The following is a 15,194-nucleotide window of genomic DNA, read 5'->3' as shown; positions in this document are numbered from 1 at the left end:
ATTTAACCCTTACTTCCTGGCTGTTTTAGGTGCAGCCTGTAATGGATGCGCCAGAAAATAGTTGCGCAATCCACGATGGATAGCGCTTGCCAGCTTATCCTGAAAATCACTGGAACCAAGCAATGCTTCTTCAGCTGAGTTACTGATAAATCCAGTTTCTACCAAAATTGAAGGGATATCCGGTGAACGTAGCACACCCAAACTGGCATGTTCTGGCGAACGTTTATGTAATGAGCCAACTTTGCGCAACTCATTCAAAACCTGTACTGCAACATTATAACCCACCCGTTGAGAGTGACCGAATTGTAAATCCAGTACCGCCTGGCTTAGATAAGGATCTGCACCATTTGCCAATGCATTTCCTGCACCGCCCAGTAATTCAGACTGCTTCTCATGCTGCTCAAGCCAATTACCCAATTCACTGTTTGCACGCTTGTTTGACAGTACCCAGACAGAAGCACCACGCGCACTGCGATTAGGCGCAGCGTCAGCATGAATAGAAACCAGCATATTTGCGCTATGTTTACGCGCAACCTCAGAACGACCAGCAACAGAAATAAAATAATCTCCGTTACGGGTCAAAACGGGTTTGAACATAGGATCATTGCGCAATAGCGCTTCCAATTTGCGCGCGACACTAATAGTGACATTCTTCTCTTTCAGTCCATGTTGCCCGATCGCGCCAGGGTCTTGTCCACCATGTCCTGCATCAATCGCAACAACAACCTGCTGACTCCCCTTGGAAGTAATTTGTGGAGTCGCCTTTTTTGTCGCCGGCTGTTTATTATCAATAATGACTGATTTACTGGCTACCACTTGTGAGCTTTCTCTGAAAACAGGATTACTGACAGATGTACCGGAAGCCCGCAAGGTAAAAATAACCCGATATTCACGACCCGACTGCTTCACTATAGAGTTGACTTTAACTTTATTATTTAGTTCAAACACAATACGTTTTTTTTGTGTATCAGGTGCCTGACTGGCGCGAATTTTCCTCACCAAATCCAGTCCTGGCAGATTCATTGGCAAGCCAATAATATTGGCTGACTGGTGAATATCTACCACTAAACGTTCCGGTGAATGCAATGGGAAAAAACTGTAATCAGGGCGGCCATCTGAAAAAACCATCGTCACTTTGGATTCATTGACACTGTTACTGACGTGAATATTGGATAAAGTCGCCGCTGTCGCGGTTACCACCACTAAACTGCTCATCATGATAAACAGCCAGCAAATTATCATAAAACTGATTTGCCATTTCTTTATCATTATTGCAACTAAAGGGTGCATCATAGTCGGGTGATCCCTCATAAATATTTCAAATTATCTAACAGGCTCTCACCATATTCAGACAAAGCAATAAAATGTGCCTGCCGCCCTTCGGACTGATAACTCAAATATAATTTAATATCTGCATCCGGTAATACGCCTTCTCCTTGCTGAGGCCATTCCACCAGGCAAATAGCATCTTGATGGAAATAATCACGTATTCCCATAAATTCCAACTCTTCCGGGTCAGCCAACCGGTAAAGATCAAAATGATAAACCGGCCTCGGTGTTAAAGCATAAGGTTCAACCAAAGTGTAAGTTGGGCTTTTTACATGCCCTTGATGGCCCAGGGACTGTAAAAAACCACGGCTGAATGTCGTCTTACCCGCGCCTAAATCACCATATAAATAAATTACACTGCCACGATTACAGGCAATCGCAACCGCGCTCCCAAGAGAAACCGTTGCATCTTCATCTTGAAGTGATAAAACAAGTTCTTTCATCGAATAATATCTGCTGTTTTATTAATTCGTCAGCTAAAACGATAACCCTAACACAATTCTATTATCAACATTTAACATCTTCTGCTCAGTTTCGTTGCCAAACTCACTATTTTTGGCCTGCAACAGATTATGCTATACTGCGGCTCCTTGCAGCATAAACTAATTTCCGCCATGGCAACTCCTCTCGATCTCAATCGTCTGACCACAAACATCAAACAATGGGGCCTCTCTCTGGGTTTCCAGCAAGTTGGCATCTGCGATACTGATTTATCAGTAGAAGAACCAAAATTTCAAGAATGGCTGGATAAGCAGCATCATGGAGAGATGGCATGGATGAAGCGCCACGGCATGATGCGTACACGCCCGGATGAACTACTGCCAGGAACATTGAGAGTCATCAGTGTAAGAATGAATTATCTCCCTGCCAAAGCCTCTTTTGCCAGCACGCTAAATGATTCTAAACTCGGCTATATAAGCCGTTATGCTCTAGGAAGAGATTATCACAAACTGCTGCGCCAACGTCTGAAAAAACTGGGTGAACAAATTCAAAACTATTGCCATGATTTTGAATATCAGGAAATTCTTAATTTCCGGCCTTTTGTTGATTCAGCACCAATAATGGAGCGACCACTAGCCGCTAAAGCTGGATTAGGCTGGGTTGGCAAACACTCACTTATCCTTAATAGAGAAGCCGGCTCATGGTTCTTTCTTGGTGAGCTACTGATAAATCTTCCCCTACCTGTAGACACACCACAACAAGAGCAATGTGGCCGCTGTGTAGCCTGTATGACAACCTGCCCAACAGGTGCAATTATCGCCCCTTATACCATTGATGCCCGCCGTTGCATTTCTTACCTCACGATTGAATTGGAAGGTGTTATTCCTAAAGAGTTTCGTCCACTGATGGGAAACCGAATTTATGGTTGTGATGACTGCCAACTTATTTGTCCGTGGAACCGCTTTTCCCAACTAACAGATGAAAATGATTTCAGCCCCCGAGCAACATTACATACGCCGGAATTATTGGATTTATTCAATTGGAGTGAAGAAAAATTCCTAAGAATAACAGAAGGTTCTGCAATCCGCCGTATTGGACATTTACGCTGGTTACGCAATATTGCGGTTGCCTTGGGAAATGCACCATATCAAGACAACATCATTCTGTCTCTGCAACAGAAACTAGGATTAAACACAATGCTTGATGAGCATATTTATTGGGCTATTGACCAACAAATGACTCGCAGAGAAACCAATACTGTCAATGTACAAACTTCGCAACAAAAACGGCTTATCCGAGCGATAACCAAAGGCTTACCCAGAGATGCTTAATTATTAGCCATCCTGGCAGTGTATAAAAAATTCAGATAATTTTCCTGTGAATAAAATAAAAATCCCTTGCTGATCAATGCTCAAAAAAAGCGCAAGTGATCAGTGTGATATTTCTTAACAAAGGACTATTCCGAAAAACTATCAATAACTTATAGAAGAAATATTGATTTCATAAAATATAAGATCAGGAAAATCCGAAAGAAACAGCCTGTGGATAAGTCTGTGTGGTAATTTCAAGGTGTTGTACTTATTTACCAAGAAATCACTTTCTATTCTGTGGATAAAAAATAGAAACCAGCACCGAACCATATAGCCCAAAAATCGAATCAAAACAAGCGAGTATTATCATTGAGGAAGAAACTTGGATAGGGAAGCAAATCTTCTAAATCCCACTTAACTCATTGATTCAACAGAGATTTTTAAATTCATCATCATTGAAAGGAGTGCATTATGTACCACCCTCAAAAGTTTGGCAAGCAGAAGTTGAAAAAACTTTCGGGGCTAAAGGGTCATGCCTTTCTCCTTCCTAATTGTCCTGTGCCAAAGAAAGACAGATAGCCTATAACCAAGCAATAACTCTTAACGGACAAACATCATACATTCGCTATAGAGTCGGCGCACAATTTAAACATTCAGCTAAGGCTTTCACTTGATCTACTGGCTATTACAATGAGACTCTTTTTATTTGTTCAAGGAAGATCTGGACAAACAGTAGGAATCAATAAGCAAGCAATTTTCATGTGCACCGATCATATCGGACTTCGCGCAGCTGTTGCATGCAGATAACAGTAAGACAACTAACTAGCAATGAGGATCAAAAAATGAAAAGATTCACCAAAATTGCAGTAGGTTTTCTCGCGTTAACCGCAGCTCAAATGTCTTTTGCCGCTACCAACAGTTGGTCACAAACAATTCGTGCTCCAAACGTTTACGCTGGAGGCTTCACCAACTCAAACTTCTTTAACACACCGACTTCAGTACCGACAAGGGCAACTATCACAACAGTATCCTGGAATATCGGCTTATATGCCAATGGTGCAACAACTCAGACTTTCAACGTTTGTTACACCCCAAGATATTCCTCCAACCCATCGCAATGCCTGGATGTCTCCGGCAGCCTCAATGGTTCCACAAATACCTTTAGCGGCCAGGATGCCAAAGGTTCCTTTAGAATTAGTGGAATTCTGAGCGGTGGTACTTACCCTGTTTATCCGTATCACTACAATACGATCATAGTCGACTATCAATATTGAGCAACCCGATCTGAAGCCATCAGGCTTCAGATCATTAATGAGAAATTAAATAACGTGGTGCTATCCGGCAACTGAGTCCACCAATAGAGCAGCTGTCGAACTCGCCATTCGAAATTTTTTAGCAGTCAATGTGATAAATGCTTTAGTGGCCGGTGACGATTGACGTTCATCAAACACAGCTAACCCAACGTGCCGTTTCACTTCTGGGTTCAGAGCCTTCTTGATATAGTAAGCTTCGCCAGTCAGCGGTAGAGATGACTCGGCTACAATCGTCACCGCATCCCCACGAACAACCGTAGCCAAAGTGCTTAACAATTGAGACGTTCGATAACGAATATTTGGCTGCAACTTTGCCGACAAGAAAAGCCTGGAAATCAGTTCAGCCGACCCTGCTTCTGTCAACACAAATGGACCGACACACAGATCCTTCAACGTCACCGTATCCTGCGATGCCAAAGGATGATCTGCCGGTAACAAAGCCACCATCTGGTCTTCAAGAATCGGATAAGTGTCGAGTTGGTCTTCCGGCAGAGTCACGAATCCCACATCCACTCGCCTATTCATAAGCCATTGCACGACCTGCTTGTCGGACCCCTCATCGACATGGACCTCAATGCCAGGATAGAGCCTGCGATAATCGGCCAATACCGTTGGCAGCAGCCTCAGGGATGAGGTTGGACCAAACGATCCAATCCGCAGCGTTCCTCTCTTCATTCCCCGGGCATCAGATGCTTCTTGCCGCATGGTTTCAGCCAGACCAAGAATAGCCTGGACTCGCCGAAGCAGGCTTTCCCCGATATCCGTCAGTTCGACAGCTCCCTGATACCGATGAAGCAGATCCACACCAAGCTCCCGTTCAAGAGCCCTGATGGCATGAGAAACCCCCGACTGAGAGATCTTGAGCTGAGCCGCAGCTAAGGTAAAACCTTTCCGTTCAGCAACAACGGCAAAAATTTCGAGCTGAGTTAAAGTCATTATCTCCCCCATGAGTCATCACTCATTTCCGCATGATCATGCATTTAATATAAATATATGCAATGCAGGGATAAAACAATAGATAAGGCATGCCACCAGAGTTCCAAACCATAAATAAAAAAACATTAATAAAAAAGGGGGATTTTATAAGTTATCAATGGGCTTCAGACGGCTCATCTTCCATATGGCCGGAAATCAACGGAACATTCTTATCTCTCCACGGGCTAACACTATCAGCCAGACAGCTTTGATATTTAGCGCTTTATATACGCGTTTCATAGGGTCACACACGACATAGGAAAATGTGAAAATGCAGAAATTCATCGTTAGCGGGAAAACCGCCTCCTTTCCTCACCGTCCTGAAGGACGAAGTTTCCTGGAGGCTAACTGATGAAAAACAACCACACATCAATACAGCCGATCAATAACCATTCAACCTACATCAAGCTGTCTCTTGTAGCCATCATCTGGGGCGGGACATTTGTTGCAGGCCGATACATTTCTGTTGAAACACCGCCCTTACTGTCAGCAAGTCTCAGATTCATTCTTGCAAGCATAACGCTGACAATCTTCCTCATTCTGTCAGGAAAGATGTTCGTCAAGATTAATCTACATCAGCTATTGAAAATCATTGGGCTTGGCTTCTGCGGGATATATACCTACAACCTTTTCTTCTTTTATGGGCTACACCACACGACCGCATCCATAGCATCACTTATCGTGGCATTGAATCCAGCAGTCATGGCGATTTTTTCATATTTCTTTTATAAAGAGAGGCTATCACCATTGAAAATACTGGGGATTATTTTTTGCCTGCTTGGCGCCATGATCGTAATTTTTAGCAAAACACCGCAATTGACTGTTGGAAAAGAGGGTAACTGGTTGGGTGATGCGCTAATCTTCGGCTGTGTTTTAAGCTGGGTTGCTTATAGCGTCTTCTGCAAGAACATTGTGCATGAAATTGGCCCTCTACACACCGTCACATATTCCATCCTGGCAGGCGCTATCATGCTGGCAGCAACGGCCATTTTCACAGGACAAATAAGTTTATCTGCAATAAATGCATTATCCATGACTGACCTCGTCAGCTTACTTTATCTCGGCGCTGTGGGATCAGCAGTGGCTTACATCTGGTATTACGACGGAATCCAAAGAATTGGTTCCACTCGCTCTGGCGTATTCATTGCGCTTAATCCTTTAACTGCGGTATTGCTTGGCGCAGCACTGTTAAACGAGAGATTAACATTTCCCATGTTCGTCGGGGGTGCCCTCGTAGTTGGAGGTATCCTGATCTGCAATAAGACATCAATCCGTACAGAACTTATTCCACAAAAACCTAAATCTGGAATCAAGAATATAGTGAAAACAAAAAATTACAGGAAATAGCTCAGAAATTTCACCCTGTCGACGCTTTTGTTCTGTACCAAAGCGTCGATCTCGCAGAGAAGGGGAGAATTCCGCAATTTTGTTAAATTCACAAGTAAAGATAAAAAGTTTATCAATAACCCAGACGATGTTTACGACATCATGCAACGGGTTCTGTTGCGTTAAAATAGGGTTGATAAAGGAAAAAAGAAAACTTCTGAATTATCGGCATGAAAGTAAGGATTGGAGCGGGAAACGAGACTCGAACTCGCGACCCCGACCTTGGCAAGGTCGTGCTCTACCAACTGAGCTATTCCCGCATTACTGACTGGCTAGTGACAACCTGAAACAATATATTCCGAAACAATATATTGATTTCAAGTCCAAATTTGGAGCGGGAAACGAGACTCGAACTCGCGACCCCAACCTTGGCAAGGTTGTGCTCTACCAACTGAGCTATTCCCGCGTCACTGATTGGCTAATCATAGCCTGAAAAAACATACTGATTACAAATCAAAATTTGGAGCGGGAAACGAGACTCGAACTCGCGACCCCGACCTTGGCAAGGTCGTGCTCTACCAACTGAGCTATTCCCGCATATCTTTCAGTATGCCATACCTGATAAAATTCTTCATCGGTACGGGGAGCGCATTATACGAGAAATCGTTGCGCTCGCAAGCCCCTCAGCGCAAAAAAACAAACTTTTCGGTCAAGTGGTGATTTAATAAACACCAATGCAGGTTAATAACCGTCACACTGAGCTTGCGTTATCATAGCCAACAGAGGACAAAATAAAACTTTCTTATTCCGATTGAATAAAATGTTCCCGATAATAAGCTAATTCAGCCACTGATTCGCGGATATCATCCAATGCCTGATGAGTATTCTGTTTTTTTAATCCAGTCAGGATTTCCGGTTTCCAGCGACGGGCTAATTCTTTCAATGTACTGACATCCAGATAACGATAGTGAAAATAGGCTTCCAGCTCCGGCATATAACGGAACAAAAAACGCCGATCCTGAGCAACACTATTACCACAAATAGGTGAAGCACCCGCAGGAACCCATTGTTCCAGAAACTCAATCGTCGCCTTCTCTGCCGCACGATCATCAATTTTGCTTGCTTTAACACGTTCAACCAACCCACTGCCAGTATGGGTACGCACATTCCATTCATCCATCAGAGCAAGTTGCTCATCAGACTGATAAATCGCAATGACTGGCCCTTCAGCCAGAATATTCAAATTTGCATCGGTGACAATTGTCGCAATTTCAATAATGCGATCCCGCTCTGGATCTAAACCCGTCATTTCCAGATCTATCCAGATAAGATTGTGCTCACTTTTTGACATGTTATATCCTAGGTTGGAGAGATAGTTCTTATTAATGGTGTATCATAGCGCTTTTAACAAATAGCAGCGATCAATATGGAACAAGTGAGGTTCGGTGGCTAAGAATAAATTATCCAAAGGCCAGCAACGGCGGGTACAGGCAAATCATCAGCGCAGACTGAAAAAACAGGATAATAAACCTGAAATGGATGACAGCCAGTTAGGTGAACCTCAGGAAGGGCTGGTTATCAGCCGTTTCGGCCAACATGCAGATGTAGAAGCAGCAGACGGTTCTATACAACGTTGTAATATTCGCAGAACGATCCGTTCATTAGTCACAGGTGATCGGGTGGTATGGCGTCCTTCGCTGCAAACGCAAACGGATGTTAAAGTCAATGGCATTGTTGAAGCGGTTCACGAGCGGACTTCTGTACTGACACGTCCTGACTACTATGATGGCATTAAACCTATCGCCGCCAACATTGACCAAATAGTTATTGTGTCAGCCATTCTCCCTGAACTTTCACTCAATATTATCGATCGCTACCTTGTTGCCTGTGAAACACTGGGCATTGAGCCATTGATTGTGCTGAATAAAATTGACCTATTGGATAAAGAAAGCCGTGAATGGGTCAATGAAGTCATGTCCACATACCATAATATTGGTTACAGAGTATTAAAGTTATCAAGCCATACTGGCGAAGGTATGGAAGAATTACTAAAAACGCTCGCAGGCAGAATCAGTATCTTCGCCGGTCAGTCCGGAGTGGGTAAATCAAGTTTACTGAACACGCTCCTGCCAGAAGATGAAAAAGAAATTCTGGTCAATCAGGTTTCAGAAGCTTCCGGTTTAGGTCAACACACCACCACGGCATCCCGCCTTTATCACTTTCCACATGGCGGTGATGTGATTGATTCCCCAGGTGTACGGGAATTTGGCCTATGGCATTTAACACCAGAACAGATAACTCAGGGTTTCGTCGAATTCCACGATTATCTGGGCCGTTGTAAATTCCGTGATTGTAAACATCGGGATGATCCAGAATGTGCGTTACGGAAAGCAGTAAAAGATAGCGAAATAACTGAAGAACGTTTTGAGAACTATCACCGTATTCTCGACAGTATGGACCAAATTAAACCACGCAAGACGTTTACAGATAACGATAGCTAACTGACATTAAAGAAAAGGACGGGTACAATAGCTCCCTTTTGTCTAATTTGCCGATAAAATAACATCCAAGAGGTTGACGTGCTGGATAACATTAAAATCAGGTTGCATTATTTATTGCCTAAACAAGGAATTACGAATCTGGCAGGCTGGTTTGCAAATAAAAAGGCTGGCTGGCTGACTCAACTGGCAATTAAGGCGTTTGCCCGTGTTTATAAAGTGGATATGAATGAAGCGAAAGCACCTGAGTTTTCCGCCTATACGACATTCAATGAATTCTTTATCCGTCCATTAAAAGAAGATGTTCGCCCGGTTGTCAGCGAAGAACATCAATTAGCGCTGCCTGCTGATGGTATTATCAGTCAGTTAGGTAATATCCGGACAGACCAAATTCTTCAGGCCAAAGGGCACCACTATACCCTTGAAGCTCTGCTAGCCGGCAATCATCAATTGGCGGAGATATTCCGTGATGGGCAGTTTGTAACGACTTACTTATCACCAAAAGATTATCACCGTGTACACATGCCCTGCGATGGATTGCTGAAAGAGATGATCTATGTCCCAGGTGATCTGTTCTCTGTCAATCCATTGACTGCTGCCAACGTACCAAACCTATTTGCTCGTAATGAAAGAGTCATCTGCCTGTTTGATACTCAATTTGGGCCAATGATCCAGATTCTGGTTGGTGCAACTATCGTCGGCAGTATTGAGATGGCCTGGTGTGGAACGGTTACGCCACCACGGGAAGGTATTATCAAACGCTGGACTTACCCTGAAGCCGGTACAACTGGCGCTGTCTCTTTTAAGAAAGGTGAAGAAATGGGGCGCTTCAAACTGGGCTCTACCGTTATTAACCTATTCGCAGCAAATCAGGTGCAGTTAGCCGGGCACTTAAGCAGTGGTTCATCAACCCGCATGGGTGAACTATTAGCCCAGGCGATAATACCTGAAGAACCTACTGATAACATAAGCTAATCCCCTTCCAAGGAGAGCCCTCTATCGTGCGCCTGATTATCAGCTTATTGCTTAGCCTGCTCATTATTAGTCCGGTTTTTGCTGCTACTCAACTTGATGAAAACCAGCTCAAACAAGAACTGAAACAAATTGAATCCAGTAAAAATCCGCAGGATGCAGAAGTTACTCAGGCGCTCCAAGGGGCGCTCAATTGGATTGCTGATACTAAATCTGCTAACGACAGAACACAGAAATATCAGGCTACCATTGATGATTTCCCAAAAATAATCAGAGAGCTTCGCCAAAAGTTACTTGCTGAAAGTGATACTCCCCGCCAAATTCCTGCTAACCAGCCAATCGCAAATCTTGAGCAGCAGATCATTCAGATCAGCAGTCGGTTACTGGACCAGGGTGGACAATTACAGCAAGAACAGGACAAAGGACGGGAAATCAGCGACTCCCTTGGATTATTACCCCAACAACAGTCAGAAGCACGACGTCTCCTGACTGAAGCATCCTCTCGTCTTCAATCATTAGAAACACCCTCCACCCCGTTAGGAGAAGCCCTATTTGCTTTGACTCAAGCCGAAGTAAATGCTCACAAGGCTACAGTGAATGAACTGGAACTAGCTCAACTTTCTGCCAATAACCGGCAGGAAATTTCCCGTATGCGAGTTGATCTGTTCAAAAAGCGTTATCAGCGACTTGATCTTGAGCTGCAACAACTCCGCAGCCAACTTAACGCGCAACGCCAGCAAAAAGCAGAATTAGCGCTGGAACATACAGAAATGCTGGCAGAACAGAGTGGTCAGCTACCAAAATTTCTGCTTGATGAATTGCAACTGAACCGTCATTTATCTCAGGAGCTAAATCAGCAAGCGCAACGAATGAATACTATCGGCTCAAAGCAACGCCAGGCCGCCAGTGATATTATTCAAGTCCGGCAAGCATTGAGCACAATTCGTGAACAGGCCCAATGGCTTGGAGGCTCCACGACGCTTGGAGAAGCACTTCGAACTCAACTTGCCCGTTTACCCGACATGTCTAAGCCTCAGCAACTCGACCGGAATATTGTCAAATTCAGGGTCGATCGGCTGAAATACGAAGATATGCTGGAACAATTACAGAAAGAAACAAAACCAACGCAGGCAAACAACGTTGCACTGACGGCCGAACAAGAGCGGATTTACGATTCGCTGATTCGTACCCGTAAAGAATTACTCAATTCATTATTATCTGGTTATGACAGTGAAATTCTTGAACTAACCAAACTGAAAGTCGCTACCAACCAGCTAAACGATGCACTGACAGAAGTAAAAGAAGCCACCCACCGTTATCTATTCTGGGTCGCAGATGTTAATCCTGTTTCTCTCAATTACCCTATTAATGTTGTACAGGATCTAACCCGCTTATTATCACTGGATACGTTCTCTCAGTTGAGTGGGGCCCTGATAGTCATGCTGACCACTCAGGATACGCTGCTATATCTGCTTGGGGCGCTATTTCTTGTCATATTCAGCGTCGGTTCTCTCCGCCACTATCACGCATTTCTTGAGCGCGCGAGTAACCGCATCGGCAAAGTAACATATGATCACTTCTCGCTTACTTTGCGTACCGTATTCTGGTCGGTTATTGTTGCGTTACCTTTGCCAATGCTCTGGTCTGCGATCGGCTATGGACTGCAAAGCGCCTGGCAGTATCCAATGGCGATCGCCATTGGTTATGGTGTCAGTGCGACGACTCCCGTATTGTGGATCTTTATGCTGAGTGCGACGTTTGCGCATCCAAATGGGCTATTCATCGCCCATTTTCGTTGGCCGGAAGAGCGAGTCAAACGCGCATTGCGATTTTACCAACTCTCTATCTTTGCCATCGTGCCATTGGTGATGGCATTAATCACTTTCGAACATTACAGTGATCGAGAATTTGCCTCCACACTTGGCAGGCTCTGTTTCCTGATATTGTGTGTCTCCTTAAGCTTGATTACCAGCAGCCTGAAACGGGCAAGAGTCCCACTCTATCTGGATAAAAATGGCTCCGGTGAAAACGTTATCAATACTGCTCTCTGGTGGATTTTACTCTCTGCGCCAATAATTGCTGCTCTGGCTTCCATACTGGGCTATTTCAGTACATCACAGGCATTACTGGGACGTTTGGAGACCTCCGTTGCTATCTGGTTCTTCCTGCTGGTTATTTACCACATTATCCGGCGCTGGATGCTGATTCAGCGGCGCAGGATTGCCTTTGAACGGGCAAAACAGCGACGGGCGGAAATTCTGGCTCAACGCGCCAAAGGAGAAGATGATTCAACGGGTTCAAGCAGCATCGAAGGCTCCATTGAGGTTGACGAACCTATTATTGACCTGGATGCAATCAGTGCTCAATCCTTGGGATTGATACGCTCAATTCTGACTATGCTGGCACTGGTTTCACTGATTTTGCTCTGGTCAGAACTCCATTCAGCTTTCTCATTCCTGGAAAATATCCGCCTGTGGGATGTCACCACAACGATAAACAATGTAGAAACAGTTCAACCCATCACAATGGGCTCGGTATTAATTGCCATACTGGTGATTATTATCACGACGCAACTGGTACGTAACCTGCCTGCACTGCTTGAGCTGGCCTTATTGCAACATTTGGAACTAACCCCAGGTACTGGCTTTGCTATTACCACACTAACCAAATACACCATTACGCTGATCGGTGGCTTAGTAGGTTTCTCGCTGATTGGCCTTGAATGGTCAAAACTGCAATGGCTTGTTGCAGCACTGGGTGTTGGGCTTGGTTTTGGCTTACAAGAAATCTTCGCCAACATCGTTTCTGGCCTGATGATCCTGTTTGAAAAACCCATCCGCATTGGTGATACCGTCACCATCCGCAATCTGACCGGCAGCATCACTAAGATCAATACACGGGCAACGACGCTCTCAGATTGGGACCGGAAAGAGATTATTGTTCCTAACAAAGCCTTTATCACTGAGCAATTTATCAACTGGTCATTGTCTGACACCATCACCCGTGTCGTACTGACAATTCCTGCTCCGGCAGAAAATAACAGCGAAGAAATCACCCAAATCCTGTTAAATGCGGCCAAATGCAGCGCTCTGATCCTGGATAACCCGGCACCTGAAGTGTATCTGGTTGATCTCCAGCATGGCATTCAGATATTTGAATTACGTATTTATGCCGCGGAAATGGGGCACCGAATGCCCGTCCGTCATGAAGTCCACCAGCTTATTCTGCAAGAATTTCACAAGCATGGTATTACTCTGCCATTCCCACCCTTTCAGGCTAGCATTGATATAATTGGTCAGAATATCCGCAGTGCGACGACCAATATGTCAGGCCGAAATCCACCACGCCAACCCGGCAGTTTATAAAAAGACAGATAATGAAGAACTGAGCATCCGCGCTTAAATCAACCCACTCTATTTCAGGCAGTTACCGCCATCCTATGCCTGAAATAGACTTTGCGAAGCAATCAATGTCGCCCCACAAGAGTTTTTCATCCCCTCCAGTGCATACATTTGCCCATTAGAACTGTATACCCAGCGTCCCTTCCACGATGGTTTGATTACCACCACATTTGGGACAGGATACCGCATCCCCAACCCGAGCCGCTTTCTTCCCTAACACATCAAAACCGCCATCACCTTGCCACCATGCGAAGTCGAATCTCCAACCAAAATAATGGAACGCAACATCTTTTACCCACTTAACTATTAGTTAAATATTAATTTCAGCTTATGACATTTGCCTATCGTGGCGTTACAACTTGATTAAAACAAACCAACCGAAACCAAACTATTTGAAATAACTAAAATAATCATGTTACCTGAACACCTATAAAATTTACGTCATTCACTGTTTTAAAACGAAATTTACACATCTTTAAAATATCAAGCTTGATATTTATTAGACTGAAATATAAATTAACATTAATATTTGGATACAAAAGAGACAAGTGTAAATATGAACATGAAGGCGAAATGTATGTCTTCGCTAAAACATTACATACCGCCTTCGCCCTCTGCCTGGTCGAAACAAGCTTTCACCGATTAACCGTCATCAATAACGGCACCGGTGAATGCTGGAGATTTTACAATATGCCCGGGCACCAGAAGCTCATGTAACATCATTGAGGAAAAATCATGAAAACCGGACTCCGCTTTTCCTGCACTATCGGCAACCTGGCACCCATGACTTTTACGGTCGTCAATTTTACGTTAGATGAAGCACTTTCATCGTTATTTACCCTGTCTCTGACCTTGGCGGCACCGCGTTCCGATATTGATACGGATACCCTCCTACTCCAGACCGCACAGTTCACCGTCACCCGTGACGAGAGCCCACAACGTGAAGTGAAAGGGTTGGTTGAAAGTGCGGTTATTGGGACCACAAACCGGTATCAAACCCTGTATCACCTGACCGTCAGACCCGAAATGTGGCTGCTGACCCTTGATCAGGACAGCCGCATCTATCACCAACTCAGCGTTCCCGAGATTTTATACAGCCTGCTGAAACAGAAAAAACTCAGGGCCAATATGCGTTTTAATGACCCTCATTCAGTGCGGGAATATACCACCATGAAAAGGGAATCCTCCTACGATTTCTTTACCCGCCTTGCGGCGGAAGAAGGGATTTTCTTCTGGTTCGCCGATGATGGACTCCATGTAAGCGATAGCCATTTAAACATGAGAGCACCGGATACGCTGATCTACAACCCGGATGTCACCAGCGCAATAGAAGAAAATGTTATCTCCAAATGGTCTTTTGGCTCCCACATGCGCCCTGAATCCCTCTCTCAAAAAGACCGGAATTACCACAACCCCAATTATGCCTTGCAGCATAACGCAACGGATTTTGAGGCAGAGAACAGCACACCATTTCACATTTTCGAAAGTTACGGGCGTTTTCTGAAAGACAAAGAGGGCATTCCATTTACCCAATACCGGCTGGAAGCTTTACGTGCCGACAGCAAATCCGGGCAAGCGGACAGTAACTGTATTCGATTAATGCCGGGCAGGATCTTCACGTTAACCCAC

12 protein-coding genes and 3 tRNA genes are annotated in these 15,194 nt (G+C 44.5%); 7 read left to right on the top strand and 8 right to left on the bottom strand.

Annotation, left to right across the window (positions count from 1 at the left end; translation table 11 throughout):
- Positions 1-9: 9 nt before the first annotated feature.
- Both amiB and tsaE read right to left on the bottom strand, forming a co-directional pair.
- Positions 10-1,311, bottom strand: a complete 1,302-nt coding sequence (gene amiB, locus C5470_RS00070) for an N-acetylmuramoyl-L-alanine amidase AmiB (protein WP_242687774.1) — start codon at positions 1,309-1,311, stop codon at positions 10-12.
- Entirely contained in the window at positions 1,308-1,772 is a 465-nt protein-coding gene (gene tsaE, locus C5470_RS00065; protein WP_166285056.1) for a tRNA (adenosine(37)-N6)-threonylcarbamoyltransferase complex ATPase subunit type 1 TsaE, read from the bottom strand. The genes amiB and tsaE overlap by 4 nt, the downstream gene beginning before the upstream one ends.
- Positions 1,773-1,943: 171 nt before the next feature.
- Here tsaE and queG point away from each other — a divergent pair, with 171 nt between their 5' ends.
- The gene (gene queG, locus C5470_RS00060) at positions 1,944-3,101 is read left to right on the top strand and encodes a tRNA epoxyqueuosine(34) reductase QueG (RefSeq protein ID WP_166285055.1); all 1,158 of its coding nucleotides are present in this window, start codon (positions 1,944-1,946) and stop codon (positions 3,099-3,101) included.
- A gap of 821 nt (positions 3,102-3,922) precedes the next feature.
- Positions 3,923-4,354 carry a flagellar protein FlhE gene (locus C5470_RS00055; RefSeq protein WP_166285054.1) on the top strand — a complete coding sequence of 144 codons (432 nt, stop codon included), beginning with the start codon at positions 3,923-3,925 and terminating at the stop codon, positions 4,352-4,354.
- Positions 4,355-4,414: 60 nt separating this feature from the next.
- Here the strand turns inward: C5470_RS00055 and C5470_RS00050 are convergent, their stop codons facing one another.
- Positions 4,415-5,329, bottom strand: a complete 915-nt coding sequence (locus tag C5470_RS00050) for a LysR family transcriptional regulator (protein ID WP_166285053.1) — start codon at positions 5,327-5,329, stop codon at positions 4,415-4,417.
- A gap of 390 nt (positions 5,330-5,719) precedes the next feature.
- Here C5470_RS00050 and C5470_RS00045 point away from each other — a divergent pair, with 390 nt between their 5' ends.
- On the top strand, positions 5,720-6,715 hold the full coding sequence (locus C5470_RS00045) for a DMT family transporter (RefSeq protein ID WP_166285052.1): 996 nt from the start codon (positions 5,720-5,722) through the stop codon (positions 6,713-6,715).
- Between the two features lie 223 nt (positions 6,716-6,938).
- On the opposite strand, the gene C5470_RS00040 is transcribed toward C5470_RS00045, so the two are convergent.
- The 4 genes from C5470_RS00040 to orn form a co-directional block, all read right to left on the bottom strand.
- Positions 6,939-7,014, bottom strand: a tRNA-Gly gene (locus C5470_RS00040).
- Positions 7,015-7,084: 70 nt separating this feature from the next.
- Positions 7,085-7,160 (bottom strand) — tRNA-Gly (locus C5470_RS00035).
- Positions 7,161-7,215: 55 nt separating this feature from the next.
- Positions 7,216-7,291 (bottom strand) — tRNA-Gly (locus tag C5470_RS00030).
- A gap of 205 nt (positions 7,292-7,496) precedes the next feature.
- Positions 7,497-8,045, bottom strand: coding sequence for an oligoribonuclease (orn, locus tag C5470_RS00025; RefSeq protein ID WP_036844125.1), 549 nt, complete (start codon positions 8,043-8,045; stop codon positions 7,497-7,499).
- Between the two features lie 94 nt (positions 8,046-8,139).
- Between orn and rsgA the strand changes: the two genes are divergently transcribed.
- The 3 genes from rsgA to mscM all read left to right on the top strand — a co-directional run bounded on the left by rsgA (position 8,140) and on the right by mscM (position 13,529).
- Positions 8,140-9,195 (top strand): small ribosomal subunit biogenesis GTPase RsgA, encoded by a 1,056-nt coding sequence (rsgA, locus tag C5470_RS00020; RefSeq protein WP_166285051.1) that lies wholly within the window; start codon positions 8,140-8,142, stop codon positions 9,193-9,195.
- A gap of 78 nt (positions 9,196-9,273) precedes the next feature.
- Positions 9,274-10,167, top strand: a complete 894-nt coding sequence (gene asd, locus C5470_RS00015) for an archaetidylserine decarboxylase (RefSeq protein WP_166285050.1) — start codon at positions 9,274-9,276, stop codon at positions 10,165-10,167.
- A gap of 26 nt (positions 10,168-10,193) precedes the next feature.
- Positions 10,194-13,529: a miniconductance mechanosensitive channel MscM gene (gene mscM, locus C5470_RS00010; RefSeq protein WP_166285049.1), complete on the top strand. Its 3,336-nt coding sequence runs from the start codon at positions 10,194-10,196 to the stop codon at positions 13,527-13,529.
- 154 nt (positions 13,530-13,683) lie between these two features.
- Here the strand turns inward: mscM and C5470_RS23345 are convergent, their stop codons facing one another.
- Entirely contained in the window at positions 13,684-13,785 is a 102-nt protein-coding gene (locus C5470_RS23345; protein ID WP_339366711.1) for a PAAR domain-containing protein, read from the bottom strand.
- 515 nt (positions 13,786-14,300) lie between these two features.
- Here C5470_RS23345 and tssI point away from each other — a divergent pair.
- Positions 14,301-15,194 (top strand): type VI secretion system tip protein TssI/VgrG (tssI, locus tag C5470_RS00005; RefSeq protein WP_166285048.1); only part of this gene is annotated, 894 nt, incomplete at its 3' end.

This window comes from Photorhabdus stackebrandtii, assembly GCF_011189495.1.
In the GTDB taxonomy this organism is placed as follows: Bacteria; Pseudomonadota; Gammaproteobacteria; order Enterobacterales; family Enterobacteriaceae; genus Photorhabdus; species Photorhabdus khanii.
The sequence above is the reverse complement of the archived record's forward strand: the minus strand, read 5'-3'. Positions and strand labels throughout refer to the sequence as shown.

Bases quoted from the DNA above. Each gene is read 5' to 3' on its own strand.
- amiB (WP_242687774.1), bottom strand. From the start codon at position 1,311: ATGAGGGATCACCCGACTATGATGCACCCTTTAGTTGCAATAATGATA.
- tsaE (WP_166285056.1), bottom strand. From the start codon at position 1,772: ATGAAAGAACTTGTTTTATCACTTCAAGATGAAGATGCAACGGTTTCT.
- queG (WP_166285055.1), top strand. From the start codon at position 1,944: ATGGCAACTCCTCTCGATCTCAATCGTCTGACCACAAACATCAAACAA.
- C5470_RS00055 (WP_166285054.1), top strand. From the start codon at position 3,923: ATGAAAAGATTCACCAAAATTGCAGTAGGTTTTCTCGCGTTAACCGCA.
- C5470_RS00050 (WP_166285053.1), bottom strand. From the start codon at position 5,329: ATGACTTTAACTCAGCTCGAAATTTTTGCCGTTGTTGCTGAACGGAAA.
- C5470_RS00045 (WP_166285052.1), top strand. From the start codon at position 5,720: ATGAAAAACAACCACACATCAATACAGCCGATCAATAACCATTCAACC.
- orn (WP_036844125.1), bottom strand. From the start codon at position 8,045: ATGTCAAAAAGTGAGCACAATCTTATCTGGATAGATCTGGAAATGACG.